This window comes from Arthrobacter sp. TRD_SC_6 (genome assembly GCF_055361185.1).
On record NZ_CM143953.1, the window covers coordinates 299102 to 325473 of the forward strand.

General features: G+C 63.0%; 28 protein-coding genes. 13 read left to right on the forward strand and 15 right to left on the reverse strand.

Going from position 1 to position 26372, the window contains the following annotated elements; genetic code table 11:
- Positions 1-38 precede the first annotated feature (38 nt).
- The 5 genes from ACWA1U_RS01425 to ACWA1U_RS01445 form a co-directional block, all read right to left on the reverse strand.
- Positions 39-1274 (reverse strand): ADP-dependent glucokinase/phosphofructokinase, encoded by a 1236-nt coding sequence (locus tag ACWA1U_RS01425; protein WP_463723565.1) that lies wholly within the window; start codon positions 1272-1274, stop codon positions 39-41.
- Between the two features lie 89 nt (positions 1275-1363).
- On the reverse strand, positions 1364-2227 hold the full coding sequence (locus ACWA1U_RS01430; RefSeq protein WP_463723566.1) for a ketose-bisphosphate aldolase: 864 nt from the start codon (positions 2225-2227) through the stop codon (positions 1364-1366).
- Positions 2228-2273: 46 nt separating this feature from the next.
- Positions 2274-3116, reverse strand: coding sequence for a carbohydrate ABC transporter permease (locus tag ACWA1U_RS01435; protein WP_463723567.1), 843 nt, complete (start codon positions 3114-3116; stop codon positions 2274-2276).
- A gap of 7 nt (positions 3117-3123) precedes the next feature.
- Positions 3124-4050, reverse strand: a complete 927-nt coding sequence (locus ACWA1U_RS01440; protein WP_463723568.1) for a carbohydrate ABC transporter permease — start codon at positions 4048-4050, stop codon at positions 3124-3126.
- A gap of 72 nt (positions 4051-4122) precedes the next feature.
- Positions 4123-5415: an ABC transporter substrate-binding protein gene (locus tag ACWA1U_RS01445; RefSeq protein WP_463723569.1), complete on the reverse strand. Its 1293-nt coding sequence runs from the start codon at positions 5413-5415 to the stop codon at positions 4123-4125.
- Positions 5416-5642: 227 nt separating this feature from the next.
- Between ACWA1U_RS01445 and ACWA1U_RS01450 the strand changes: the two genes are divergently transcribed.
- Both ACWA1U_RS01450 and ACWA1U_RS01455 read left to right on the forward strand, forming a co-directional pair.
- The gene (locus tag ACWA1U_RS01450) at positions 5643-6455 is read left to right on the forward strand and encodes a DeoR/GlpR family DNA-binding transcription regulator (protein WP_463723570.1); all 813 of its coding nucleotides are present in this window, start codon (positions 5643-5645) and stop codon (positions 6453-6455) included.
- A gap of 111 nt (positions 6456-6566) precedes the next feature.
- Positions 6567-7919 (forward strand): alkaline phosphatase PhoX, encoded by a 1353-nt coding sequence (locus tag ACWA1U_RS01455; RefSeq protein WP_463723571.1) that lies wholly within the window; start codon positions 6567-6569, stop codon positions 7917-7919.
- A 112-nt stretch (positions 7920-8031) separates the two neighbouring features.
- Here the strand turns inward: ACWA1U_RS01455 and ACWA1U_RS01460 are convergent, their stop codons facing one another.
- Positions 8032-8574 carry a dihydrofolate reductase family protein gene (locus tag ACWA1U_RS01460; RefSeq protein ID WP_463723572.1) on the reverse strand — a complete coding sequence of 181 codons (543 nt, stop codon included), beginning with the start codon at positions 8572-8574 and terminating at the stop codon, positions 8032-8034.
- 107 nt (positions 8575-8681) lie between these two features.
- Here ACWA1U_RS01460 and ACWA1U_RS01465 point away from each other — a divergent pair, with 107 nt between their 5' ends.
- Positions 8682-9311, forward strand: coding sequence for a TetR/AcrR family transcriptional regulator (locus ACWA1U_RS01465; protein ID WP_463723573.1), 630 nt, complete (start codon positions 8682-8684; stop codon positions 9309-9311).
- A 60-nt stretch (positions 9312-9371) separates the two neighbouring features.
- On the opposite strand, the gene ACWA1U_RS01470 is transcribed toward ACWA1U_RS01465, so the two are convergent.
- On the reverse strand, positions 9372-9569 hold the full coding sequence (locus tag ACWA1U_RS01470; protein WP_463723574.1) for a hypothetical protein: 198 nt from the start codon (positions 9567-9569) through the stop codon (positions 9372-9374).
- A gap of 48 nt (positions 9570-9617) precedes the next feature.
- Between ACWA1U_RS01470 and ACWA1U_RS01475 the strand changes: the two genes are divergently transcribed.
- Positions 9618-9890: a hypothetical protein gene (locus ACWA1U_RS01475; RefSeq protein ID WP_463723575.1), complete on the forward strand. Its 273-nt coding sequence runs from the start codon at positions 9618-9620 to the stop codon at positions 9888-9890.
- 442 nt (positions 9891-10332) lie between these two features.
- Here the strand turns inward: ACWA1U_RS01475 and ACWA1U_RS01480 are convergent, their stop codons facing one another.
- Positions 10333-11085: an SDR family oxidoreductase gene (locus tag ACWA1U_RS01480; protein ID WP_463723576.1), complete on the reverse strand. Its 753-nt coding sequence runs from the start codon at positions 11083-11085 to the stop codon at positions 10333-10335.
- 75 nt (positions 11086-11160) lie between these two features.
- On the opposite strand from ACWA1U_RS01480, the gene ACWA1U_RS01485 reads away from it, so the two are divergent.
- The gene (locus ACWA1U_RS01485) at positions 11161-11766 is read left to right on the forward strand and encodes a TetR/AcrR family transcriptional regulator (RefSeq protein WP_463723577.1); all 606 of its coding nucleotides are present in this window, start codon (positions 11161-11163) and stop codon (positions 11764-11766) included.
- Between the two features lie 111 nt (positions 11767-11877).
- Entirely contained in the window at positions 11878-12792 is a 915-nt protein-coding gene (locus ACWA1U_RS01490; RefSeq protein WP_463723578.1) for a helix-turn-helix transcriptional regulator, read from the forward strand.
- A 34-nt stretch (positions 12793-12826) separates the two neighbouring features.
- Here the strand turns inward: ACWA1U_RS01490 and ACWA1U_RS01495 are convergent, their stop codons facing one another.
- The 6 genes from ACWA1U_RS01495 to ACWA1U_RS01520 form a co-directional block, all read right to left on the reverse strand.
- On the reverse strand, positions 12827-14023 hold the full coding sequence (locus ACWA1U_RS01495; RefSeq protein ID WP_463723579.1) for an MFS transporter: 1197 nt from the start codon (positions 14021-14023) through the stop codon (positions 12827-12829).
- A 156-nt stretch (positions 14024-14179) separates the two neighbouring features.
- The gene (locus tag ACWA1U_RS01500) at positions 14180-14818 is read right to left on the reverse strand and encodes a TetR/AcrR family transcriptional regulator (protein ID WP_463723580.1); all 639 of its coding nucleotides are present in this window, start codon (positions 14816-14818) and stop codon (positions 14180-14182) included.
- On the reverse strand, positions 14815-15579 hold the full coding sequence (locus ACWA1U_RS01505; protein WP_463723581.1) for a tyrosine-protein phosphatase: 765 nt from the start codon (positions 15577-15579) through the stop codon (positions 14815-14817). Before ACWA1U_RS01505 ends, ACWA1U_RS01500 begins: the two co-directional genes overlap by 4 nt.
- Positions 15576-16433 carry a phosphonate ABC transporter, permease protein PhnE gene (gene phnE / locus ACWA1U_RS01510; protein ID WP_463723582.1) on the reverse strand — a complete coding sequence of 286 codons (858 nt, stop codon included), beginning with the start codon at positions 16431-16433 and terminating at the stop codon, positions 15576-15578. The genes ACWA1U_RS01505 and phnE overlap by 4 nt, the downstream gene beginning before the upstream one ends.
- Complete coding sequence (locus tag ACWA1U_RS01515) at positions 16414-17241, reverse strand: phosphonate ABC transporter ATP-binding protein (RefSeq protein ID WP_463723583.1); 828 nt, start codon at positions 17239-17241, stop codon at positions 16414-16416. Before ACWA1U_RS01515 ends, phnE begins: the two co-directional genes overlap by 20 nt.
- On the reverse strand, positions 17242-18153 hold the full coding sequence (locus ACWA1U_RS01520; RefSeq protein WP_463723584.1) for a phosphate/phosphite/phosphonate ABC transporter substrate-binding protein: 912 nt from the start codon (positions 18151-18153) through the stop codon (positions 17242-17244).
- Between the two features lie 247 nt (positions 18154-18400).
- On the opposite strand from ACWA1U_RS01520, the gene ACWA1U_RS01525 reads away from it, so the two are divergent.
- The 6 genes from ACWA1U_RS01525 (at position 18401) to ACWA1U_RS01550 (ending at position 24370) form a co-directional block, all read left to right on the forward strand.
- A complete protein-coding gene (locus tag ACWA1U_RS01525) occupies positions 18401-18799 on the forward strand; it encodes a MerR family transcriptional regulator (protein ID WP_463723585.1) in 399 nt (132 codons plus the stop codon).
- A gap of 53 nt (positions 18800-18852) precedes the next feature.
- Positions 18853-20196 (forward strand): NtaA/DmoA family FMN-dependent monooxygenase, encoded by a 1344-nt coding sequence (locus ACWA1U_RS01530; RefSeq protein ID WP_463723586.1) that lies wholly within the window; start codon positions 18853-18855, stop codon positions 20194-20196.
- Positions 20193-20699, forward strand: coding sequence for a flavin reductase family protein (locus tag ACWA1U_RS01535; RefSeq protein WP_463723587.1), 507 nt, complete (start codon positions 20193-20195; stop codon positions 20697-20699). Before ACWA1U_RS01530 ends, ACWA1U_RS01535 begins: the two co-directional genes overlap by 4 nt.
- Before the next feature lie 121 nt (positions 20700-20820).
- Positions 20821-21564 (forward strand): NADPH-dependent F420 reductase, encoded by a 744-nt coding sequence (locus ACWA1U_RS01540; RefSeq protein ID WP_463723588.1) that lies wholly within the window; start codon positions 20821-20823, stop codon positions 21562-21564.
- A gap of 56 nt (positions 21565-21620) precedes the next feature.
- Positions 21621-22844 carry an MFS transporter gene (locus ACWA1U_RS01545; protein WP_463723589.1) on the forward strand — a complete coding sequence of 408 codons (1224 nt, stop codon included), beginning with the start codon at positions 21621-21623 and terminating at the stop codon, positions 22842-22844.
- A 29-nt stretch (positions 22845-22873) separates the two neighbouring features.
- Positions 22874-24370: a DHA2 family efflux MFS transporter permease subunit gene (locus ACWA1U_RS01550; RefSeq protein ID WP_463723590.1), complete on the forward strand. Its 1497-nt coding sequence runs from the start codon at positions 22874-22876 to the stop codon at positions 24368-24370.
- 204 nt (positions 24371-24574) lie between these two features.
- Here the strand turns inward: ACWA1U_RS01550 and ACWA1U_RS01555 are convergent, their stop codons facing one another.
- Positions 24575-25411, reverse strand: coding sequence for an alpha/beta fold hydrolase (locus tag ACWA1U_RS01555; protein ID WP_463723591.1), 837 nt, complete (start codon positions 25409-25411; stop codon positions 24575-24577).
- 249 nt (positions 25412-25660) lie between these two features.
- Between ACWA1U_RS01555 and sigK the strand changes: the two genes are divergently transcribed.
- Positions 25661-26242, forward strand: coding sequence for an ECF RNA polymerase sigma factor SigK (gene sigK, locus ACWA1U_RS01560; protein ID WP_463723592.1), 582 nt, complete (start codon positions 25661-25663; stop codon positions 26240-26242).
- Positions 26243-26372 lie beyond the last annotated feature (130 nt).

A 26372-nucleotide genomic window follows, 5' to 3' on the forward strand; every position in this document is an offset into this window, starting at 1 on the left:
TGCGGCCGGTCCTGGCGCCCACTGCCGGTGATCGGCCGCTAACCTTGCGGATCTGGCTGCGCGGATCGATGACCCATCGCTGATGGTTCCGGAACCGGTGCGTGGACTACCAGGAAGCCTCCGACGAAGCTGTCGCCCAGCCCGATGGTCGTCGGAGTCGCGGTGTCGATCCGAAAGGCCGGGACGCCGACTGAGCCGGGGATCATTCGCTCGACGCCGTCCACCACGCGCTCGCCCCGACTGCTAAGCGGAAAGAGAGCCGTGGCAGCAAAATCGGACGCGGTGAATGCGTCCCCCACACGGAAACGTGTGGCTGCCATTCGTACCGCGGAAGCGAGGGCGGCGCCGTGCCGTTCCGCCGTCGGGCCAACCGCGATCGCCCAGTGCTGGGTGTGGACGAGCAGCGTGGGTACCGGGATGAGTTGGTGTAAATCGAGGAGGGCTGCGGCGACGTCGGCAGCGTCCAGCAGGTCGACGGGCCGTGCCAGGTACTCCTGGAGTTCGTCCTCGTTCATGCCGTATACGTCGATGCGGGGCAGCAGGTGCGCCCAGATCCGTTCGGCGAACCGCCGGACGTAGAAACCCGCGTCCTCGTAGTACAGGAGGGCATCGGCCGGCAGATGAACAAGTGCGGCGTCGAGGTCGCTGAGCCGCTGTTCGAGCAGCACCTCGTCCTGCATGGTGTTGAAGCCTGAGACGAGGAAGGCGCCGGCAGCGGTGAGCGCGTCCCCCAGTTCCGGCGCGATCGCCATGCTGCGATTCGGCGGATCGTTGGCGAAGATCAAGCGGTTCGACGACGGCGAGACAATCTCGCCGTCGTCGAACCGGATGACCGTCCCGGCCGGGTACTGCACGATCAAGTGCGGATCCAGGGTGTCCCCGGTAGCCGAGCTGACCCAGGAGATGGACGCCGGCATGAGCCGCCGCACGTGGTCGTCGATGCTGACGAGGTGCTGGACACTCGGGATACCGAGCCGGTCGAGGGCGATGCCTGCCCGCACCCCGGTGCCGCCGAGCGTGATCTCCTTGGCGAAGCGGTCAGCGAACCGCTTGACCACCTCGGAAGAGGCAACAAAGCGCTCCCCGCCGGCACCGTCAACCACGAAGGCGAGGATGGTGACCACCAGTGATCGCTCGTCCATGATCGGTGCCATGGTGGTGAGCTCCGCCCGTCGGATGCCGTACTGTTCGGCCAGTGATCCGATGATCGCCGCGTCCCACTGCACCTCGTAGTCGACTGTTCCGCCGAGTCCGAGGACGAGCGTGGTTTCCATGTCACCGATCCCCTTTTCCTGTCAGTCTCGTGTCAAGGCTGCGTCAACCGTGCGTCACCCCGCATGCAAGCATGCTCCAGGCAATGGTCTCAGTACAGTTTGGCCTTGCCGTCCGCGCCGAAGAGGTCGATCTTCTCGGCGGCGGTTACCTTCAGGGCAGCGACGGCCTCGGGCTGGATGGCGTTCGGCTCCCGCAGGCGCTCGTCCGTCCCTAAAATGCGCCGCATGGCGTTGTGGTAGGAGACCTTGATGTCGCTGGAGATGTTGATCTTGTTGATGCCGAGGCTCACCGCGCGCGCCAGCTCGCTGTCCGGGTTCGCGGACCCGCCGTGCAGCACGAGCGGGATGCGGACGGCGGCCTTGATCTCCTCGAGGAGGTCGTGGCGCAGCTCGGGGTTCTTCTCCGCCGGGTACAGACCGTGGGAGGTGCCGATGGCGATCGCCAGGCTGTCCACGCCGGTCTCCTGGACGAAGCGGACGGCGTCGTCGGTGTTGGTGTAGATGATTTCGGCGGCACCGGACTCGCCGTAGCTGTCATTGGCGCCAATGGTACCGAGCTCGCCCTCCACCTGGATGCCGACGGCATGGGCAGCTTCGACGACCTTGCGGGTCAGGGCCACGTTCTCGTCAAAGGGAAGCAGGGAGGCATCAATCATGACAGAGGTGAAGCCAGCCTGGATGGCGGTGATCATCTGCTCGTATGTCCCGCCGTGGTCCCAGTGAATAGCTACAGGGACACTGGAGCGGTGAGCCCGGCTGCGCATGGCAGCCACGAGGTCCGTGCGGATGTGGGAGACCTCGTCCGGGTGGATGGCGATGATGACCGGCGCCTCCAGCTCCTCGCTGATGTCCATGACGCCGTTGAACATAGCCCAGTCGCTGATGTTGAAGGCGGGAATGGCGAAGTTGTGTTCGTTGGCGATATCGAGGATGGACTTACCGGTGTACAGCACTGTGATTCTCCTTGGATAGATGAGGTGCGAAAGGTGGTGTGTGGGGTCAGCTCTTGACGGAGCCGGCGGTGAGGCCGCTGATGAAGAAACGTTGCAGGACCAGGAAGAGGATGAGCACGGGGATGGACCCGAGGATGCTCATCGCCATGATCTGGTTCCACTCGTACGAGTGCTGGCCCATGAGCAGCTGGATGCCGATGGGCACGGTGCGCATTTCCGTGGTCCGGGTGAGCGTGAGAGCGAAGAGGTATTCGTTCCAGGCGATCATGAACGTGTAGATGCCCACTGACACGATGCCGGGGACAGAGATGGGGACGAGGACTCGCCATAGCGCGGTGAGCGAACCGGCGCCGTCGACCCGCACCGCCTCGTCCAGCTCACGGGGCAAGGTGTTCATGTAGCCGGTCATCATGATGATGGCGTAGGGCAGCGTGAAAACCATGTACGTGAAGATGAGGCCCGGGTAGGTGTTGTAGAGGCCGAGAGCCACCACCAGGCCGAAGTACGGGATGAGCAGGGTGATGGGCGGCACGGCCTGAACGCTGATGATGACGACGTTCAGCACCCGCTTGCCGCGGAACTCGAAGCGGCTGAACGCGTAGGCGGCGTGGATGGCCACCAGGAGCGTCAGGATGGTGACTACGCCGGCCACCAGATAGCTGTTGAAGAAGAACCGCAGCGTCTCGGAGTTCGTGAGGATCGCGGCGTAGGCGTCGAATGAGAACGTGTCCGTGATGAGTCTGGGCGGCAGTTCGAAGATCTCGGTGTTGGACTTGAACGAGCTGGACAGCATCCAGAGCACGGGCCCTGCGGCAAACACTGCTCCGAGGATCAGTCCCGCCAGGACGCCTGACTTCGCCAGGCGCGTGCGGCGTTGCGTGGTGGTCATCGCCATGTCAATCCCTTGCTTTCTGGTGACGAACGTAGAGGACGGCCAGGACCAGCGACATCAGCAGAATCAGCACCGCGGCGGTCGCGGCGAGCGAGAAGTCGTAGTTGGCGAAGGCGAGCTTGTACGTGTAAGTGCTGAGCATCTCGGTAACGTCTATCGGACCGCCGCCCGTGGTCAGCCAGATCAGCGCGAACTGCTGGGAGGTCCAGATCAGGTCGAGGAGCACGAGGCTGATGATGATGGGGCGCAGTTGGGGAATGGTTACATTCCAGAAGCGTTGGACGTGGCTGGCGCCGTCGATACTTGCCGCCTCGTGGAGGTCCTGTGGAATGCCCTGCAGGCCGGCCAGGAGGCTGACCATGAAGAACGGGTAGCCGGCCCAGATGTTGATGAAGGTCACCGTGCCGAGCGCGAGCTGCGGATCGGCGAGCCACTCCACGTCTGTGTTCAGCAGGAAGTTCATGATCCCGTTGGGCGAGAGCAGCATGCGCCACAGGACGGCGATGACGGCGGCGGTGAAGAGCCACGGCAGGACGTACAGGGCACGGAAGATGGCCCGGGAAGTCACGCTGATCAGTGGGCTGTTCAGCAGCATCGCGAATGTGAGGCCGAGGACCAGGTGCACGGTAACGCTGACGGTGGAGAAGAAAACGGTGTTGCTGGTTGCCTTCCAGAACGCCGGGTCCGTCAGCACGGTGACGTAGTTGGCCGTCCCGGTGAACTCGGAGGACGACTTCAAAATCACGTTGTCCTGGAAGGAGTAGCCGATCACCATCACGATCGGGACGATCATGAGGATGAAGAGCAGGATCAGCGTGGGAGAGAGGAAGCCGTAGGACTCACCGGCGCGTCGCAGCTGGCGGCGCTTCCTGGGAGGTGCTCCCTGGACGAGGGTCTCGGGGTCAGGCGGTGTGACGGTGCGGAGGCTCATGGGGTGACCTTTGTGGAGGGATCGGGCACCGCGCGGAGGCAGCGGTGCCCGATCCGGTTCGGGGAGGAGGACCTAGAACTCGCTTTCCCACTCCGCCTGCGCCTTATCGAGCGCATCGGATAGGGATTGCTGGCCGTCGAAGGCGGCCTGCAGCTGAGCTCCGAGCTGGCGCATCAGTTCCTCCGCGACGGGGAGGCCGACGAACTCGTTGGCCGGGTAGCCCGCCTGGTAGATGTCGAAGGCCTTCTTGAACAGCTCGTCGTCCTCGACGAAGGCAGGGACGGATTCGGTGTTGCCGGGGAAGGCGTTTGCCATGGTCGAGAGCTCGGAGTTGGTCTCCTCGCTCATCAGGAAGGACACCAGCTTGGCGGCCGCATCCTTGTTCTCGGAGTTCTCGGCGACGCCGATGCCCCAGGAGGCGTAGGGGATGCCGCGTTCGCCGGTGTAGTCATCGGCTGCGGGAACCGCCGAGATGGAGAATTTCAGGTCCGGATTGGTCTCCCGGATCAGGTTGATGTGCGCAAGGGAATCGATCATCATGCCGACACGGCCGTTGGTGAACTCCTCGACCTTGTCCTGTTCCTTCATGGTGAAACTGCCCGGAGCGATCACGCCGTCGTCCCACATGCCGCCGATGAACTCGACGGCGGAAGTGACGTCGTCGTTCGTGAGGTCGGGCTGACCGTCCTTGAGCATGGTGCCACCCGATGCCCAGGCCCAGGACATGACGTCGTTCTGGACACCGTTCGGCGCCTCGAGCGAGAGGGGAAGGACCCAGCCGGAAGCGTCGCCGTCGAGGTCCGAGATGCTCTTGGCCGCGTCGGCGAATTCCGAACGGGTCTCCGGCGGAGCGCTCACGCCGGCCTCGGCCAGGAGGTCGTCATTGGTGAACATCGGGTAGACGAAGTTCACGACCGGGACCATATACGTGCTGTCATCGACCTTGACCTGGCTCACGAGCTGGCTGTCGTCGAAGCCGGCCTCATCCAGCAGGGGACCGAGGTCGGCGATGACGCCCTGCTTCGCGAAGTCGCTGACCCAGGCGCCGTCCAGGCCGACGACGTCGGGCATTGTGCCCGAGGCCGCTCCGGCGAACAGCTGCTCCTTCGTGGAGGCGTAGGGTCCGCTGACGAGATCCACGGTGATCCCGGGGTTCTCCCCCTCGAACGCGTCGATCAGGGCGCGGAATTCGCCATCGGGAAGTTCGGGCTCCCACCACTGGGCGAATTCGATGGTGACGTCGCCGGCCGCTTCCGAACCGGACCCGCCCGAACCGCAGCCCGTGAGTGCGACGATCGATACTGCGGTGGTTGCCATGCCGGTAAGCAGTGTTGCGCGGGTACGCGTGCGCCGATGGGTGGACATCAGGTCTCCTCGTTGAGATAGTGCGATATTTCGCAGGATTATGCTGTTTCTTGCTTCTTTCTTCCACAAGTGTGCGCTCGGTCACAGCGGTCCGTCAAGGGTTTTGCGAGAGAAATAAGCGCAAAGCAGCAGAAAAGTCACGCCAGATCCTTGTGTAGGATGCAAAAAGCTGCAGATTTCTGCTGTTTTTGCTGCGCTAAAAGAGTCCATGTGTTACAGATGGGTGCATGACATCGCAAGAACTACAGCGCGTGCGCCAACTTCCTGCGGGGCGGAAGGCGGACCTAGCGGCCTATGTAGACGAGGTGGGCCGGGTGACGGTCGCGGACCTCGCCGCGCACTTCAACGTGTCCATCGACACGATCCGCCGCGACCTCGACCAGCTGGACCGGGAGAATATCGTGATCCGGACGCACGGCGGTGCCGTCAGTACGTCGGAGCGGGCCGGGCGGGACCGGGAAATCGACGTGCGCCTCAGCATGCAGACGGCGGAGAAGGAGGCGATCGCCCAGCTCGCCGTGGAACTGGTGACCGACGGCTCCGTCCTGATGATCAACGCCGGGACGACGAGCCTCGCCGTCGCCCGGGCGCTCCGGAACCACCGCAACCTGACCATCGCCACGAACAACCTCCGGATCCCGGCGGAGATCTCGCCAGTGGTGTTCCGCGACCTCTACATGTTCGGCGGAGCCGTGCGCACCCTCACACAGGCGACGACGGGCCCAGTTACCCTCGGGATGAGCGGGAGCACGCCAGAGGTCGAAATCCGCTGCGATATGGCGCTCATCGCCGTCGGCGCCGTGGACGCATCAGGCTGTTCGACGTCGAACCTCGGCGACGCCGCCATGATGACCCAGATGATCAGCCGGGCCGAGCGCACGGCCATTCTGGCCGACTCCACCAAGCTCGACCGGCGGCTGTTCGCGCAGATCGTTCCGCTGGAGAGTGCCGACTACCTGATCACCGACAAGGCGCCGTCGACGGAGTTGGCCGCGGCGCTCGACGCAGCAGGGGTCACGGTTCTGCTGCCAGAGGAGTGAGTCAGGGCATCCGGCACCGTTCAGGGTGAGTTCACCTTGGTCTCCTCAGTGGTTCACCTCCCTGTGATGGTCTGTTTATGGCTATTCACACAATCAAGGAGCCACGAATTTATGACGACATCACAGACAGACCAAGCGACAACCTCAGTAGGACGGCGCGGATTCCTCCGGGCAGGCGGGGTCCTCGGCGCGACCGCAGCCCTGTCAGGACTCATGGGAAACACTGCACAGGCTGCCCAGGGCCGACGACGCGGCGACGACACCATGCAGGCACCGGACAACGGTGGCTACGGGCCACTGCAGCCTGCGCCCGGCGGCGAGCTCCTGCTGCCCGCAGGGTTCACCTACGTGGCATTCGGTCAGACCGGCACGCCGATGAGTGACGGCACCCCAACGCCTGGCATGCACGACGGCATGGCGGCCTTCCCCGGCGAAGACGGCCTGATCCGCCTGGTACGCAACCACGAGCAGTCGCAGGGCCCGGCCTTCGGTTCTAACAGCTACGACCCGACTGCCGCAGGTGGCACCACCAACATGGTGTTCGATCCACGCAGCATGCAATTGCTCGACACTTACCCGACCCTGACCGGCACCATCCGCAACTGCGCCGGCGGACCCACCCCTGCGGGGACCTGGCTCACCTGTGAAGAAACCTTCACCAGCCTCGACGTGGAATTCCCACACGGCTACGTGTTCGAGGTACCCGCCGACGCCACCAGCCCGGTTGACGCTGTTCCATTGAAGGCAATGGGCAGGTTCACCCATGAGGCGGTCGCCGTCGACCCATCCACCGGCATCGTCTACGAGACCGAGGATCGCGGCACCTCCGGGTTCTACCGGTTCCTGCCCACTGACCGTGACAACCTTGCCAGCGGCGGGCAACTCCAGATGCTGGCCATCAAGGACCAGCCCCAGTACGACACCCGCTTCGGCCAGCGCGTCGCCAAGCCGTTGCCGGTCGAGTGGGTAGACATCCCGGACCCGGATCCAGCCAGCAGCGACAGCCTCGCTGTGTTCCGGCAGGGCTTCCAGCGTGGCGGCGCAGTGTTCGACCGGTTGGAGGGGGCCTGGTTCGGCGAGGGTTCGATCTACATCAACTCCACCAGCGGAGGCGACGCCGGCCTCGGCCAAGTCTGGGAGTACCGCCCCCGGGGCCGTTCCGGAGGCCAGCTCGTCCTGGTCTTCGAGTCCACTGACCCGGAGGTTCTGCAGAGCCCCGACAACATCTGCGTCTCACCGAACACCGGCGGTTTGGTGCTCTGCGAGGACGGTGGCGGCAAGGACCTGCTTCGCGGTGTCACCAACCGCGGACTGATCTTCGACTTCGCGGAACTCGCCAGCCCCAACACCAGCGAGCTCGCCGGTGCCACGTTCAGCCCCGACGGTGAGATCCTCTTCTTCAACGTTCAGAGCCCGGGCATCACCTACGCAGTCACCGGACCCTGGGAAAACGGCGCGTTGTAAACCCTTCACCGGCCTGACCGGCGGGTAGCGCATACCAATACGCTGCGACGCCGGAACTAGCGTCACCTCCCTCTTTTCCGCATCTCGACTATGAGATGCGGAAAAGAGGGAGTCAGCGCACCACCCGGTAACGAAGATGTGCTTCGCCCGCGTGTCCTGAGGTCTCGAGACGCTCAAGGTTGACCCGCTGCCCAAGCCCGGCAAAGAGTGAGATTCCATCTCCGAGCAGTACGGGGACCACGTCCAGGTGGATCTCATCAACGAGGCCCAACTGCAGGCAGGACCGCGAGACTTTTCCCCCAAGAAGGCTGACCCACTTGTCTCCCGCCGCTGCCTTCGCGGCCTCAACGGCAGAAGCTATGTCATCCACGACGAACGTGTAGATGGTGCCGTCCTTCTCGATCGGCTCATGTTCCTGCCGGGTCATCAGGTACACCGGCACTTTCAGCATCCCGCCGTACGGCTCCTCACCCTCCTCGATCGTTTGGTCTTTGTTGGCCCCACCGACAACCGCACCGATACGGGCCATCACTTTCTGAACAACTGCCTCGTCTTCGGGGACCGTGGGGAAACCAAACATCCAGTCCGCACCTCCGTCGACGTCGGCCATGTACCCGTCGAGGGTCACCGTTGCGTGAATGATTACTGTCGCCATCGTCATGCTCCTTGGGTAGCTGATGGTGAGTTGACTGACTCACCACTTGAAGAATGCCACGGGCTGAGAGGTGAGTCAATAGACTCACCTCGTGGAATACTGATGTCATGACACCCAGCGTTTCGCCGTATCACCAGCAGATTGCGTCGCGGAATCGTGCCGCAATCCTTGACGCGGCCGCCGAGCTGTTCCTCGAGACCGGCTACGACAGGACGTCGCTTGCGCGCGTAGCCGAGAATGCGGGAGTGTCGAAAGCAACTCTGTTCAAGCAGTTCCCGGTGAAGAGTGAACTCTTCGAGGCGACGGTGCTGGCCGCCGGCGCAACAGCCGACATCGAGTTGGGTAGTCCACCGATCGGGGATCTCTTCGCAGGGCTCGTTCAACTGGGCCGGACCTACGCTGATGTCCTTGACCGCCCACAGATCGCCGGTTTGATGCGGACCATCATCGCGGAAGGGCCCCGGTTTCCAGAGCTGCGGGAGCGAACCTTTGATTTTGGGACTCTTCCCGTGCTGCGGGCGCTTCGCAATTACCTGGCCGAAGCCGATGCCGCCGGCACAGCTCAAATCGACGATCTTGAGGTAGCAACGACTCAGTTCCTCGGCATGATCGCGTCCGCTGTGTTCTGGCCCCGACTCGTACATGGCACCTGGTCAATCACCACCGAAGAACGCCTCCGTGCAATAGACGAAGCAGCGCGAACGACCACCGCACGCTGCACACTCAAGCAGCCGTAAACGTGCGCTAATGATGGGTGCGTAGACCCTCGGTGCCACCGGGCTCATCATCGGGCCGGCTCAGCCCCTCACCCGCAGCGGCAACAGCCGGCGCAGTTCAACGTTACCCACAGGGTCCAGCACCGAGTGCTGAGCACAGGTCGGCACCAGCTGCCCCATGTCCGGATGGCTCATCGTATATATGCAGGCTTCCAGCCGTTCCTGGGTCTCACGCACCGCCGGATCATCACTGGTCTTCCCCTGCTGCATCAGTGCCATGCCGGCGCCACCACTTCCGCGTCCATGAAGTTGTGCACCACAAGCTTCATGGCCCGAGGCACACTCGGCCCACTGGTCGATGGACCGTCGCTGCAGTTCTTTTGGTGGGCGTCAGTGTTCCTCATCGCCGTCCCAGCAATGCAGCTGCTGCTCGGCACGGCGCGATTCCTTCTTCCGGCGTCGCAGAGGGCGGCTACAGATGGAACTGATCCGTTCAGCGTGTTTCTGTCGCTCGCGACGTCCGTTTCACCGGACCGGACGGGTCGACGATCAACAAGGCAACAGACATGCCAGCTCATCGAACGCAGGCTTTCACGCTAATCGCGGTCGACGAACTAGCCCGGTTATTGAAGGGGTTGGCATCACTCGAACGACGCTGCACCTCCTCGGCGCTTCGGGTGAGGGCGCGTTTGACATGATTCTTGCCTACACCAGAGTTTCGATTCCGCCGGGAAATGGCTGGGTAGTTGCAGCAGCTCATGGTGGTCCAGGTCCAGTGAACTAGTAGAGGGGACCTGCCGACGTCTGAGCCCTTTGGTCTTCGTCGCGCGATCTGGTCTCAACGTCCCGTGATGGTTTGGCTGATCCGGCACCTGTCCCCGACTCGGCATGGGTCACCCAAACAACATAGCTGCCAATTGACCGTGGGCGTTCGACAAGTCGTGCAATGTTCGCGAACACTATCGGATTGGCCGTTTGCGACCAATCATCGGGCCGCAGAAGCGCGTTGCCCCTCCTTCCTGGCCACGTTGAAGCTCGGCTGTCAAAGCAAGGCTCCACCGGAGGTATCAATGTGTTGTCCGGTGATCCAGCGGCTGTCTTCTGAGGCAAGAAACGCAACAACGTCGCCGATATCCGATGGCTGGGCAACCCGGCCCAGCGGAGAGAGATTTGCAACCGTTTCCCGAGCCTGATCGAGCCAACTGGCATTCATGTCTGTGTCGACGGCGCCGGGTGCCACCGCATTGACGGTGATACCCCGTTTGCCAAGATCTTTACCAAGTGTCGCAGTGAAGACGTCAATGGCGCCCTTCGTCATTGCATAAGCAATCAGGTCAGGCTTTGAGCCACCTCGGGTCAGATGTGTAGAAACGTTCACAATGCGGCCGCCATCAGTGATGCGTGGCAGGGCGAGCTTGGTGACGAAGAAAGGGGCCAGAGCGTTGACCGCAATCAGACGGGTAAGAGTGGCCTGATCGATGGTCTCAATGGTGCCTCGTCCATCGGCGATGCCGGCGTTGTTGACGAGGATATCCAGGCGGTCAGTGATCGCGTCGAATTTATCCCAAAGGGCGGTCGCCTCCCCCTCAATGTCGCCGCCCCCCATTGGTGCTTTGAGGATGTCGGCACGGCCACCGTCCTCACGTATTGCTGCTGCAGTTAGTTGGGCTGCCTCTTTGTTTGAGCCGTAGTGCACAACCACGTGAGCGCCCTCTGCCGCAAGACGTCGTGAGATAGCTTGCCCGATACCTCGCCCGCCGCCGGTCACTAGGGCCGTTTTTTCGTTTAGTTTCATGTTTTCACAACTTTCATAGTGATCGATACATAACAAGCTTAACAGATTCTTGAGCTATCGCTATAGAATGGGGCTGTGAGCACTAAAGTGGGGCGTCCAAGGAGCTTCGATCGCAGTGCGGCGTTGGAACAAGCGATGCTGCTGTTTTGGGAGCGCGGCTACGATGCAGTATCCATCCGTGACCTGATTGCTGCGATGGGCATCACTCCACCCAGCCTGTACGCGGCTTTCACTGACAAGAAAGCACTCTTCGAAGAAGCTGTCGAGCACTATGCGCACCGGTATGGGAGCTACATCCAGGAAGCCCTTGAAGCTGAGGAGACGTCTTACCGGGCGGTGCGACGATTGTTAACGCAGTCAGCTATCCAGCAAACTCTGCCCGGCCATCCCGCCGGTTGTCTTATCCTCCAAGGTGGGGCAAATCAATCTGCCTCTGAAAGCGTCGCGACGGGCCTTCGGGCGCGACGAGCTGACACAGCAAACCTCATTGAGCAAGTGACTAAAGCTGACATAGAGAGTGGAGAGCTTCCGCCCGGCACCGACGCCCGCGCCCTCGCAACCTTCGCAGTAACTATCTGGCAGGGACTCGACCAGCTTGCCAGGGACGGCCGCAGCCTGGCTGATCTCAAGAATGCGGTGGATATCGCAATGAGCGCGTGGCCAGTGGCGCCGTCACAGTAACTACAACAACCGGGGAAGGTTCAGCATCGCTATCATGCCGTACTGTCCAGATTCGCTGCACCGGTCTGCTGCGCCGGAATGCCCCCTCCTTTCTCGGCGTTGGCGACTGTTATGACGGTTGATGCGGATGCTCTGGCGAAGGTTCTCAGTTCCATCGATCTACGTGTTGGAGTGGCGCGCAGGGTGACCCTCGCGCCGGGCGGGTTGCTCCCTTTGGCATCCCGCGTTGTCACACTCGTCTACATTGCGCAAGGCAGCGTGCACGGTCAACCACCGCTCGCCTCCAGATGCCACCTTGAGCTGGATAGTGCCTCGCGGCTGGTCGCCTTTACGCCCCGGGACGAGAGGGACCGTCTGGCTACTGGCGACGCCTTCGTAACGTTCGGCCAGGAGTCCTTCGCGCTGGAAGCGGACGTCGCGACAAGCCTCATGGTCGTTGATATTGAGCTCTCCGAAACCGCCGCGCGTCTGAGCACGATGCTTCCCGAGTTCATCGCGGTCACTGGCTTCGATGCGCTCGAGCCCGCTGCAGCGGGCCTGGCCGGGCACATGGGGAAGGCCGACCCTGAGAACTGTTCACTGCGCTCCGGCGACCCTGTTATCTGTCGGATGATGGTGACAACCGTACTGCTGTCCCTCATCCGGGCCTGGGCCGAAAGCGGCTGCGCGCCGGATGGCTGGCCGTCACGCGCCGCGGATCCTTTCCTCGACCGCGTCGTGGAGGCCATCCACGATGAGCCTGGGCGCGACTGGACCGTTGATAGCCTCGCGATCGTTGGCGTCATGTCCCGATCTGTGTTCGCGGAGCGGTTCCGCAGTGCGACCGGACACTCCCCGGCGAGTTACGTCAGGCAGGTGCGTATGGACGCGGCGAAGCGGATGTTGAGCGCGGGGCGTAGCGTCTCTGATACGTCCCGCGCGTTAGGTTACGCTTCCGATGAGGGCTTCAGCCGTGCGTTCCGCCGACACACCGGGTCGGCCCCGAATGCGTGGCGGGTGGCGCAAAAGGTAGCCGTTCTCGCATAGCGGGTAGCACTCAACCAGTCTTCCTTTATTGCTCCTACCTCTGCTTCCGGTTCGACGCTCCGAACAAGACTGCACCCAGGATGAGCACTCCGGCGCCCAGCCAGTATGCAAGCTGTACGCCGAGCGTGTCGACGAGGAGACCGCCCACTCCCGCAGCAACCATGATCGCCGCCTGAAACCCGACGACAACCAGGCTTCCGCCGGCTTCGAGACGGTCCGGCATCCTGTGCCCGACCCAGGTGTTCACGACGATCAGCCAGGAGGCGAAGAAGAACCCCCAAACGAATACTGCGACCCCGATTGCGAGCACTGAGCCGGGGAGCAGGATCGTCGCTGCGATAGTGAAGGCAATGACCGTTGGTGTGAGCACCGCGAGCAGCGCGAAGGTGCGGTCCACGACCAGGCCGATGGTGATGTTGCCAATGAGTCCGCCAATGCCGAACAGTGCCAGGAGGAGTACGATCATGCCGGCGTCCACGTTGGGAATGCGCTCTAGGGCGAGGCGAATGTAGGTGTACCCGAGGAAGTGACCGAGCACGACGAGCACGTGTCCGGTCAATCCGATGGTGACGCCCGGGCGGCGTACCGTGTTCAGTAGCAGGCCGAACCCCGAGGCGGGCGCGGCAGGCACAGCTGGGAGCAACACGCGCAGCGCGATCGCCAGCATACCCGTGACAATCCCGGCGAGGGCGAAGACGGCGCGCCAGTCCATAAGTTCACTGAGCATCACACCGACGGGGACACCGGCGACTGTTGCCAGGGAGGCTCCGGCGGAGGTGAACATTACCGCCCGACCGAGCCGCTCTGGGCCAGCGATCCGCACGGCGACGGTGATCGACATCGACCAGAATGCGCTGAGAGCAGCACCGAGGAAGAATCGGGCGAGCAGAACGATCACCAGGTTCGGTGCGATTGCAACGAGCAGGTTCGATAGCCCTGCGGCTAGCGCCATCCACACGAGCAGCGTCCGGCGATCCAGCCGCGGGAATATGAGCCCCACCGTCGGCGCGACGACCAAGCCGACCAGCGCGGTCACGGTGACCGTTTGTCCCGCCTGACCCGGCGTTACACCGAGCGAGGCCGCCATCTCGGTGAGCATTCCGTTGGGCAGGAATTCCGCCGTGACCAAGAGGAAGCTCATCAGCATCACGACGACGAGTCCGCCATAGCGGATCCGCTCGGAGGAGGATGGGGAGGAGACGGTCACGGGAACAGGCGCGGCGGTTTTCATAATCCCACTCTGACGGGCAAACGAACGCTCCGCCCGACTTCGCGTCCGTGACATCCGATCATTCGTCCGCCGACCGTTTGTCCGCCGCCGTTGTCTGCGGGTACTGAATGTTTTGCCGTGGTCGGGTGCGCTCCCCGCTGGTTGCAGGGTCAGCCATCATCCTTCTCTCCGCGACATCCCCCTCCAGGCGACGTCGAGTGCCGCACGGCAGCGGGCGCGGGTCTTCGGGTCCTCAACGCGGTCTCCGCGGACCACCAGTTGGTAGTAGAAGACGCCGGCGATCAGGTCGAAACAGGCCTCAACATCCAGGTCCGCACGGAGCTCGCCCTTCTCGATCCCCGCACGGAGCGCGGCCTCGATCGGCGCCCGACGACGCGATACGTGCGACTTCCAGTACGCCTTCTGCAGTTCACGGTCAGCCATCGCAAGCCGGATGCGCTGACGGAACCGCGCCTCCGAGTAGCCGCCCAGACCTGCTCCTTCACTCCCGCCGAGGAGTCCCCCGACTATTGCCTCCCGCAGATTGCCATCGATCGGAATACCTGGCGGCATTTCCCGACCGACGTCAAGAGCCGCCGCGATCAGCGTCGTCAGTGAAGGCCACCGACGATATAGCGCCGCCTTACTCACACCACTCCGCTCCACAACCCGTGAAGCCGTAATCTCTGAACCCTGATCAATCAGTTCCAGAGTCACCTGCAGAATCTGGCTATCGATCTCCTCATTACGCGGACGGCCGGGACGCCGACGCACAGTGTGCGCCGGCGTCGCGACCTCGACGAGCGTGGTCGTCATGCAACCGCCCGCTCACGCAGACGGGCAACAATCGCATCCGACAACCCAGCCGCACGCAACGGCGCCAGCGCATCGCCGTGCCGGTCGCGCAGCCGGGCGAGCATCGTCCGCATCGAGATGTCCATCGGCTCCTCGGACAGCGTCAGTGAAGCCATCTCCTCAAGATCGAACCCAAGCCGCGCCATCAACGTCCCCATCACCGGGCGCATCCTCTCGTGGATCGCGGCCATGTTGAGGTCGGTCCGGGCGTAGTCGGTGACGATGTCGTCGTCGTCGGCTCCCAACGCCAGCAGCAGGACCGCCGCCAGCACGCCAGTCCGGTCCCGGCCAGCAGCACAGTGGAACGCCGTCGCTCCAGGCGACACCGCAATGATCCCCAGCGCAGTCACCAGCTGCGGCGCAGCGGTCTCCACCATCCGCGCATACATCTCCCCCATCGCGATGTGATCCATCACGAAGGACCGGTCCTCCGGCATCGCCGTACCAATGCTCGCCATCAAAGGTAAGTGGTGGTAAGCCACGGGATATGCGGCAAGCGGACCGCGCCCAGTCAGACCAACCTCATCACTGGTCCGCAGATCAATCACCGAGGTGAGGCCCGCGCTGACGAGGCGGGCGGCGTCGTCGTCGGTAATCACCGCAAGGTCATCGGCACGGATGGCCAGGCCTTCGCGGAGGGTACCGCCGTCGATGGGGATCCCGCCGAGGTCGCGCAGGTTGACGGGTGCGCTGAGCTCGATTTCGGGTGCGGTCAGTGTCATGTGATTCTCCTTCGGATAAGGGCGCTGCCCTGGTCGATCACCGTGACCAGCACGATGATGCAGATGATGATGGCGCTGAGGTGGCCGTAGTCGTACATGCGCATGGCGGTGGTGAGTTCCAGGCCGATGCCGCCGGCGCCCACGAGGCCGAGGATCGTCGCGCCGCGCACATTCCCCTCGAAAAGCAGCAGCGTGTACGAGACGAGGAGCGGCGCAGCCTGCGGCACAATCCCGTACTGGATGACCTGCCGCTTCGACGCCCCAACCGCTTCCATGGCGACCATCGGGCCGCGGTCCACCGACTCCATGGCCTCGGCGAACACCTTCCCGATCGAGCCCAGCGAACCAAGCGTCATGGCGAGGATGCCAGCGAAGGGACCAAGGCCCACGGCGGAAACGAACATCAACGCGAACACCAGGTCCGGCACCGAACGGATCACGTTCATGATCCAGCGCGCCGGGTAGTACACCCACTGCGGTGCAATGTTCGACGCCGCCGCGAACGCCACGAGCAGGGACAGCACGGCACCGAGCACAGTTCCGACTATCGCCATCTGCAGGGTCTCGATCAGCAGGGCCACGATGGTGCCGAACTTCCCAAAGTCAGGCGGGAACAGCCGGGAAAGGAACTCCCCCATATTGACCGTTCCCTCGCCGAGCTTGGTGAAGTTGAACTCGGCGCCGACAAAGGACCAACCAAGTACGACGACGGCGACAGGGAGGCCGAGCAGGAACCTCGCCCTGGGTACCGAGAAGGCACGTTCGAGGCGCAGGCGATCGGCCGGGTCGAGCGGCTTCTCGGCCGTCGCGTTGGTGCGCTGCGTGCGCGCGGAATCAGGCACCGTCGTCGTCATGATGTGTTCCTTCCGCTGCGTTGTCCTCGCTGTAGAGGACAGCGAGCTTCCCGGCGTCGAGCTGGGCGGTGGGTGCGGAGACGAGCATCTCGCCGTTGCGCAGACCGACGATGCGGTCGCTGTGCGCGAGCGCGAGCGGCAGCACGTGGAGGCTGACGAGTACGGGGATGCCGTCCTCGGTGGCGATACCTCGAAGCAGTTCGAGCACGGAGTCCGCGAGCTTCGGGTCGAGCGAGGCCACTGGTTCATCGGCGAGGATCACGCGCGGCTGCTGCATGAGTGCCCGTGCGATGGCGACGCGCTGCTGTTGGCCGCCGCTAAGTGACCGTGCCGGGTCCTTGGCCTTATGCGCGATGCCAACGCGGTCGAGGTAATGCATTGCCAGCTTACGGTGCTTGCCGCCGAAGCCGCCCACCAGGTTGACCGGTCCCGCGGAGTGAAGCGCACCGGTCAACACGTTGGTGAGCACGCTCATCCGCGGGATCAGGTTGAACTGTTGAAAGACCTGCCCCACGCCGGAGCGCAGCTCCCGTAGTTCGCCCGCCCGGAGGTTGGTGACGTCGTGGCCTGCAACCCGGACGGTCCCTTCAGCAATGGGCGCGAACCCGGTGAGGCTTTTCATCAGGGTCGACTTGCCGGAGCCGGACGCACCGAGCAGCGCGACCATCTCGCCGGGGTGGAGGTCGAGGTCGACGCCGTCGAGCACCTGCTGCTGGCCATAGGCGACTTTCAGGCCCCGCACGGTGACGAGGGGAAGCGCCTGGCGGAGCTCCGACGTCGTCGGCTGGGTTTCGGTGGGAGTGCTCATTCAGCCCAGGTCCTCGAGTTGAACGCCGGCGACCTCAGCGATTTCAGCGAAGCCTTCGAAAGTGCTGGTGTCGGGGTCCATGATCTCGTCCAGTCCGATGAAGCCTTCACCGAGGGCGCCGAGCGCTTCTGCGTTTTCCTCTGAGAAGACCTTGGGAAGGGCTTCCTGGAGCAGGGCTCGGGTTTCGTCGTCGAGCGTCTGGCGGACCAGCACGCTGCCCATCACGTCCATGGATGGGCTTTCGCCGACGCCGCGCCACTCACCGTCAGCGAAGGGGAACATTGGCTCGCCGAGTTCGGTGAGCATGATGGCTGTGCACGCGGCGTCCACCTGGCCCTGTTCCAGTGCGGCGAAGCTGCCTTCGTGGCCGCCGGCGAAGATGGCTTCGTAGTCGGTGCCCTGCTCGAGCCCGGCTTCGTGGAGCATGTAGACGGGCATGAAGTATCCGGAGCTGGATGCCTGGTCGGCGAAGGCCACGGTCTTGCCGCGGAGGTCTTCCAGTGTTTCCACTGGCGAGTCATTGAGGACCACGCAGGTGGAGACCGGCTTGTCGCTGCCGGCCCACGCCATGAGCGCATCCACTTCGCCGGTGTTGACGGCGAGCGCTGAGGGGAAGCCGCTCATGATGCCGATGTCCACGTGGTCGGCGCGGATGGCTTCGACCACGCTGAGGTAATCGGGAACATCGGTGACCTCGACGGGGCGGCCGGTCTCCTTCTCGACGAGTTCGGCGAAGGCTTCGATGGGGTTGGCTTGTGTGGGATCGTCACCGAGCGGGATGGTGGCGATGGTGATGGGGGCTTCGGTGTCGGTTGCGGTGCTTGCCTCGGAGGCGGCTGTCTGGCAACCTGTGAGCGCGAGGACGGCGCTGATGCTGAGAATGCCCAAAGCAGGAACGGTGCGGTGGCGCATGATGGCCCTTTCACGGGAACGTTTTTCGAATAACGAGAACGTATGTATTCAAACCGTGGAAGATGACCGGGAATTACGAGAACGGTGTACTTGTATTGGAACGCGGGGTGAACAGTTTCGTTTCGCCAGCTAGCAGAGTCCGCGATGCAGCCGCAGCACTGCACTTCGATGTAGTTACCCGCCCGCAACCTTTACACTTGTGTGAGGCCTTGGACGGCCTTACGACGCGATCTACAGGAGGCTTCTTTTGCGTATAGGCGAACTGGAACAGAAAACCGGTGTACCGGCCCGCATGCTGCGGTATTACGAGGAGCAAGGCTTGGTGACACCACGCCGCCTCGACAATGGTTACCGGGAGTACGACGAGTACCTTGTGGACCGCGTCGCCAAGATCCGCGGGCTCATCGACTCAGGCATCCCGACCAGGATCATCGGAAATATCCTCCCATGCCTAAATCAGCCGCAGACAGTCATCGTCAACGACGCGGACCCGGAACTCCTGGAGATCCTGCGGCACGAGCGGGATCGAATGTCCCACAAGATTGACGTCCTTTCCCAGAACCGGGACGCTGTCACCCGCTACATTCATGCCCTGGAGGCCGCTGGCAGCAAGAGAAGCATCATTACGGAACGGCAGCCGGCGTAGCAACACGCCCACGATTTGACCTTGCCATTAGTGAGAAGGTTGACGATAGATGGGTGACTTCTTCCTCCTCCTCAAAAATGATTCTCGGCCTGCAGCTCGGCAACGGATATGGCGCCCACGGCTCGGCTTGGCGCGCCGAGGGCGTAGATCCAGCCAACTACACCGACTTCGACGCGCAGGTGCGGTACGCCCAGGCCGCCGAACGGGGAAAGTTTGCGTTCCTGTTCCTGCCCGACTTCCTTGCGTACAAAGCAGATGGCGTTCAGGAAGCGCCCATGCTAACTCTGGAACCCATGCTGACGCTGGCAGCCATAGCCCGCGCGACCGAGCGCATCGGCCTCGTAGCGACAGGCTCCACGACCTTCAATGAGCCCTACAACCTCGCCCGCCAATTCAAGGCCCTGGACGTGATGAGCCACGGCCGAGCTGGGTGGAACGCCGTGACGACCAGCGACCCCGCGTCCGCCGCGAACTTCGGGCAGGAAATAGCGCCCCGACCGCAGCGCTACCAGCGGGCGCACGAAACCATCCAGATCACGCAGGCTCTCTGGGGTAGCTGGCAACAGGACGCATGGATCAGGGACACGACGAACGCTCGGTTCATCGATCCGGAGAAGATCGAGGCCATCAACCTGCAGGGACACTACGTCTCCTCCCGGGGACCGCTCCCCATCCCACCCTCGGAGCAGGGCCAACCCGTGGTCTTCTCGGCCGGCGGAGGCGCGAACGGCCTCGAGATTGCTGGTCGGTACGCCAGCGCAGTCATCGGCGCCGTGTTCACCATTGAGGACGCGCGCGCCCAGCGTGAAGCCATCCGGGACGCAGCGCGCAGGGCCGGACGTAACCCTGACGAGGTGAAGTTCATCGCTGGAGTCATGCCTGCCATCGCCGCCACCAAACGGGCAGCCCTTGACCGCCGCGTAGCCCTCGGCGATCAAGCCGCCCCGGCTCTCGTGCCCTACCTCGGCTCAATGCTGGGACTGACTCTCGATGCGAGCCAGATCGACGAGCCACTCAGGCCCGCCCAGCTGGCAGGGGCCCGACCCAGTCCCTTCGATCCCCGATCCACGCGGGCACTCGAAGTCGCCCGCGAAGGATGGACGCTCCGCGACATCCTCGCTCATGGGGTCATCGACTACCATCCAACCCCCGTTGGCCCGGCATCCGTCACTGCGGACCACATGGAGGAATGGTTCGAAGCGGGCGCCTGCGACGGCTTCTGGGTATCCATCGATGTCTACGAGGACGGGATTGACACCTTCGTCGACGAAGTTGTCCCTCTACTACAAGAGCGCGGTCTGTTCCATGACGACTACGAAGGCTCGACCCTCCGTGATCACCTCGGCGCCCCGGACCAGTACGGCCTGGACGCGCGACTCGCGAACCCCACCGAATGACGACGACCGCTGACACCCACAGCCAGAACATCGATCAGAGTCTCTTCCGCAATACCGTCGGCAGTTACGCGTCGGGCATCACGATCATTACCGGTCACGATGACCAGGGACCGGTCGGGTTCACCTGCCAGTCCTTCTACAGTGTCTCCGTCGACCCGCCGCTGGTGTCCTTCAGCGTCATGAAAACCTCCACCAGTTACCCGAAGATCCGGGACACCGGGACCTTCACAGTAAACGTCCTAACACGGAATCAGGAAGCAGTATCCAACCAGTTCGCTCGGCAAGGCGCCGACAAGTGGACAGATATCCAGTGGACTCCAACAGCACAGGGCAACCCAATCCTCGATGGAGGCGTGGCCTGGCTCGACTGCACAATCTGGGCCGAACACGACGCCGGCGACCACCTCATCGTGCTCGGACGCGTTATCGAACTAGGAACCTACCCAGACGAAAACCCTGATCCTTTGCTGTACTTCCGGGGCCAATATCGATCCCTGCACTAGCGACCCTCTGCTTTGCGCGCACTCATGACCTCGGGCTCCGGGCCGGGCTTCATTCTCGATTTGACCTTCACACTAATGGCAAGGTTGAGAATGAAATGACAGGAATCGAAAGAGGAGAAGCATGAAAATCGGAATCATCGGCGCGGGCTCGATCGGCTCGACCATCGCTCGGCGGCTCAGCCGTAATGGACATGACGTCGCGATCGCGAACTCCCGCGGCCCGGAAACGATCGACGCCGCCGCATTGAGCACCGGCGCACGAGCCGTCACCGCTTCCGAAGCGGCCACCGACGTTGACGTCTTGATCGTCTCTGTCCCGATGAACCGCAACGAGGACATCGCCGCTCACGTCCGGCGCGCGCCCGAGGCGGCAGTCGTTATCGACACGTCAAACTACTACCCGGCCCGCGACGGCATCATCCCCGCCTTCACTGAGGGACAACCCGAGAGCATGTGGTTGTCCGATCTGTTTGGCCGCCCCATCACCAAAGCCTGGAACGCCATCACATCCCAGTCCTTCGACGCCAAGGCCACCGAGGCCGGTAACGCAGGCCGAGTCGCCATTCCAGTGGCATCCGATCACGACGATCACCGGAACCTCGCGATGTCCCTGGTCGAGCAGACCGGCTTCGACGCTGTCGATGCCGGAGTCCTCGCCGAGTCCTGGCGTCAGCAGCCCGGTGCCCCCGTCTACTGCACGGATCCTACGCGCGAGCAGGTCCCTGCCTTGTTGGCAGGCGCCGAGAAGGAACGCGTCCCCCAGCGCCGGGATCTGGCCATGGACGCAATCGGCGGGTACATCGCCGCCGGCGGCAGGCCGGACGGCAAGTTCCTCGTCGCCATCAACCGTGCCTGCTACAACTGACGCTCCCCCGAACTTCACCCAACCCATCCCCACCCTCAAGCCAGAATGAATAACGAATGACTTCTCATGACGCGACAGCCATACAGGAGGTCGGCAGTAGCGGATCACCGTCCAACAACGCAAGCCCAACGCCGAAAACATCATGGGCGGGAGTGGCATCGCTGAGCGTAGGCGTATTCGCCCTCGTGATGGCCGAATTCCTACCTGCAAGCCTTCTCTCCCGGGTCGCCGCAGACCTGGGGGTGACAGAGGGTGTGGCCGGTCAATCCGTCGCCATCACCGCCATCGTCGCAGCCATTTCCGGCATCACCATCCCCGTCCTGTTGTCGCGCATGGACCGCCGGCACCTGATGATCATCCTCTCGGCGCTTGCCGTCATATCCGACGTGCTGGTGGCGATTGCGCCGACCTACCCGATCCTCCTCACCGCCCGCATCCTGCTGGGCATTGCTATCGGTGGGTTCTGGGCCCTGGCAATTTCCATCACCGCGCGCCTGGTTCCAGCGTCAAAAATCGGACTGGGTCTGACGATCGTGAACGTAGGTGTGACACTGGCCACGGTCGCCGCCATTCCACTCGGCACGCTACTCGGTGAAATATGGGGCTGGCGCGCGGTATTCGCCCTGGCTGCGGGCGTGGGCGTCATCGCCATCATCATCCAATTCATCGCCCTGCCCTCAATCCTCGCCGGCCCTTCGGGCGGATTCCGGCCCCTGGTACAGACACTTCACTCCCGACTGGTTCTGCTCTGCCTGTTCACCATGGCCCTGATGGGCGCAGGTCACTTCGCCGGATTCACCTACATCCGTCCTGCAGCTACCGACGTGGGCGGCCTCGAGCCGGAGCAGCTCGCCGTCCTGCTCCTGGTGTACGGCCTCGGGATTGTAGGCGGCAACCTGATCGCCGGACCTCTCGCCGACCGCACCCTGCGTATCGCGGCACTGATCTTCCCGCTCGTCCTCGGTCTCGCGATGATCGCCTTCGTGTACATGGGTGGCAGTCCTATTCTCCTCTTCGTCGCCGCCGCTCTTTGGGGTGCCGGATTCGGTGCCCTGCCGACGGTCATCTCGACCTGGCTCGCACGCGCCGAACCGAGCCGCCTCGAAAGTATCGGCGGACTCCAGACAGGTGTGTTCCAGGTTGCGGTCGCTCTCGGCGCGTTCCTCGGTGGGCTCCTCGTCGACGGTGCGGGCGTACAGACCGCCCTGGTCCTCGGCGGTCTCGCATCCGTGCTCGGCGCCGTGATCCTAGTGGCAGTCAAACCCCCAAAACTTCCCTAATTACACAAGCACTTCGGAGTCGACATTTCATGAGTAATGACACGCACCTCGCTCCTGCAACAGGGCATATTGGCATAATCGCCGACCCTCAAGGAGCAGTGACCGGTCCGATCGCGGCCATCCCGGCTCCAACGAAGCAATTGTCTCCGGGAGAGGTTCTGACAATCTCCGTCCTGGCCTTCTCAGCATTCGTGGCGGTCCTGTCCGAGATGGTCATCGGGGTGGCACTGCCACAGATCATGGACGACCTCAACATCACGGCTACGACCGGGCAGTGGCTCACCACTGGCTACGCCCTCACCCTGGCGGTGATCATCCCCACCACCGGGTACATCATGCAGCGGTTCCAGCTTCGGACAATCTTCATCGTCAGCGTCGGACTGTTCTCCCTCGGCACCGCGGTCTCGGCGGCCGCTCCGGGCTTCGAGCTACTGCTTACCGGCCGGATCGTGCAAGCCCTCGGTACGGCGGTGTTGGTTCCGCTGCTGCTGACGACGTCGATCGGTCTCGTCGCGCCCTCTCGTCGCGGACAGATGATGGCATTGGTCACCGCGGTGACTGCCGTCGCGCCCGCCCTCGGCCCCGCCTTTTCCGGGATCGTGATGTCGCAGCTGAGCTGGCGGTGGCTGTTCATTATCATCCTGCCGCTGACACTCCTCGCCCTCATTATCGGGGCGATTAAGATGCCGAACCTCACCACGCCGCGGCGCATCGGCTTTGACACACTGTCGCTGGTGCTCTCCGCGATCGGGTTCGGCGCACTGGTCTACGGCCTGGCAAGCGCCGGCGAATCCAGTGATGGCCATCTCTCTGCTGCGTTCTGGATCGCGATCCCGCTGGGCCTCGTAGGTATTGCAGCATTCGTGGTGCGGCAGCTCCGGCTGCAGCGCCATGACGCGGCCGTCCTGGATATGCGGATCTTCACGCATGCTGCGTTCGCGCGGCCCGTGATCGTCTTCGTGTTCCTGGTGGTGGGTGCCTTCAGCCTCGCCACCCTGCTCCCCCTGGTCCTGCAGGAATCTATGGGATTCGGTTCGTTGGAGACCGGGCTGCTCATGGTGCCCGGCGGGGTGACGATCGGGATCGTGTCCCTCCTCGTCGGCCGTTACTACGACCGCATCGGAGCTCGTGGGCTTGCGATCCCGGGAGCCTTCGTCGTCGGTATCGGTTGGTTGTTCATGACGACCTTCACTGAGAACACCTCGATGTGGGTGGTCCTGGCCACCTATGTGTTCATCTGCATCGGACAAGCTTTCACCTGGGTCGCTCTTTTCACCATGTCGCTGGGGTCCCTCCCCAGCGCCCTGACCCCACACGGAAGCGCCGCACTCAACACCATCCATCAGCTCGGCGGCGCGGCCGGTCTGGCAGTACTCGTCGCCGTTCTCAGCTCGAGCGCTGGCGGCACCGACGCCGCCTCTATCGCCGATGGTGCCCGCGCTGCATTCACCGTCGGCGCTGTCATCGCAGGCGTCGCCCTCGTCGCAGCGTTCTTCCTGCCGCGACACGCACGCAATGCGGACTGAGACTGAACAAGCAGCAGGAAAGAATCTGTCAGCTGCGCCGGCAGGGGTGGCGATGCCCAACCCGGCTGCTAATGCGACGGTGGCGGCTAGCGGTGCGAGAAGCTTTTTCACGGTGCTCATTCGCCATCAGTGCAACCGGCGCTGTAATGCCGAACGGCTACCACCCGCAGGGGTGGTAGCCGTTCGTTTGCGTGGTGCGGCGAGTTACTTAGCGAGGAACGTGATGAGGGCGCTATTCCACTCGTCCGGATGGCTGACGTTACACCCGTGGGGCGCCCCTTCGATGACGTGCAGGTCGCTGCCGAGCAGGGCGGCGTGGGTGCGCTGACCAGACCCTTCGTAGGGGACTGTCGCGTCGCCTGCACCATGGAGGATGAGAGCAGGCACCGTTACTATGAGCAGGTCATCGCGGAAGTCGGTTGTCCCGAAGGCCTCCATACACCCGAGGGCCGCTTTCTTGTCTGCCTGCTTGCACAGGGTCAGGGCCTCCTGACGCTGCTCTTCGGTGACCTTGAGTTCGCCGTTGACGGAGAAGAACTCCGTAGTGAACCCGTCATAGAACGAGTCTTCATCCTCGGTGAGATCCTTGGTCATGCCGGCGGCCGCTTCTTCGGTCAAAGGTCCGTCGGGGTTGTCCTCGGTTTGCATCATGTAAGGGGGAACCGCTGAGGCGAAGACGACACTACGCAGGCGTTCGGCGCCGTACTTGCTGAAGTATCGGGCTACTTCCCCTCCACCCATTGAGAATCCGACCAGTGTGACGTCGGTGAGGTCCAACTGCTCAAGAAGGGCACGAAGGTCCTCTGTCAGGGTGTCGTACGTGTAACCGGAGTCTGGCTTGTCGCTGCGCCCAAAACCGCGGCGGTCATACGTGATCACCCGGCAACCGGCCTGCTGCAGGGCGGGAATTTGGGCTTTGAATGACTCCCCGGAGAGCGGCCACCCATGGATGAGAACGACGGGCCGTCCGGACCCACCGGTGTCGTCGACGTGCAGATTCGTGTCCTTGAACAACCCGTGATGGGCGGTAACTTCAGTCATCGAGCAACCTCCAGTGTCAGTTTGCTTGTGGCGCGGTCACGCAAAGGGATATTCGTACGCAGACTGTCTATTGGATGGGCCCGCATTCGCGGAAGCTCAATGTGAATGAACGGTCGGCACATGACGCAAGAGTGGCCCTTGAATGTAGGCAAAGGTATGTTGAACGAAGGACGGACCCGGTTACCGTTCCCTGCTGTTCACCTCTTTACCGTTTGACCGCACGGCGTGTTACCGATAAGGGATCCCGTCATGAACAGGCATGGACACGCTGCTTCCGTCGAACAAGTTGCGCTGAGACACCTGGCCGAGCTCCTCCAACAAACCGCGCAGGGCGACCAGCACGCCTTCGCAGCCTTCTATCAACTGACATCCCGCCGGGTCTACGCACTGGCCCGACGCATCCTTGTGGACCCCGTGATGGCTCAGGACTCCACCCAGGACGCCTATCTGATGGTGTGGCAGGAAGCCCACAAATATGACCCCTCCACGGGTAGCCCGATGGCATGGTTGATGACCATCGCCCACCGCAGGGCAGTCGACAAGGTGCGTAGCGAACGAGCCCACACAAACCGGGAAGCCCACTGGAACCGCACCAGCCTGGGCGTGGAATATGACGTTGTCGCGGAAACCGTGGGCGACCGCCTGGAAGCACAGGACGTCGTCAAATACCTGGGTAGGCTCTCAGCCCTGCAACGTGAAGCGATCACCCTCGCCTTCTACCGCGGCCTTACCTACAAAGAAGTAGCCGAGCACCTCTGCGTACCACTGCCGACCGTCAAGTCGAGGATCAGGGACGGGATAAAGCATCTGCGGGCCTGCATGGAGAGGTAATTGAGCGTGAGCTGACTTGTTGCCGGGTAATAGTTCAAAGCGACGAACGGCACTGGTAAGGGTCCAGCACGGTGATAGCGTCGACGTCGTTGTGCGGCAGCCGCAGGGCTTCTGAGCGAACACGGAACCA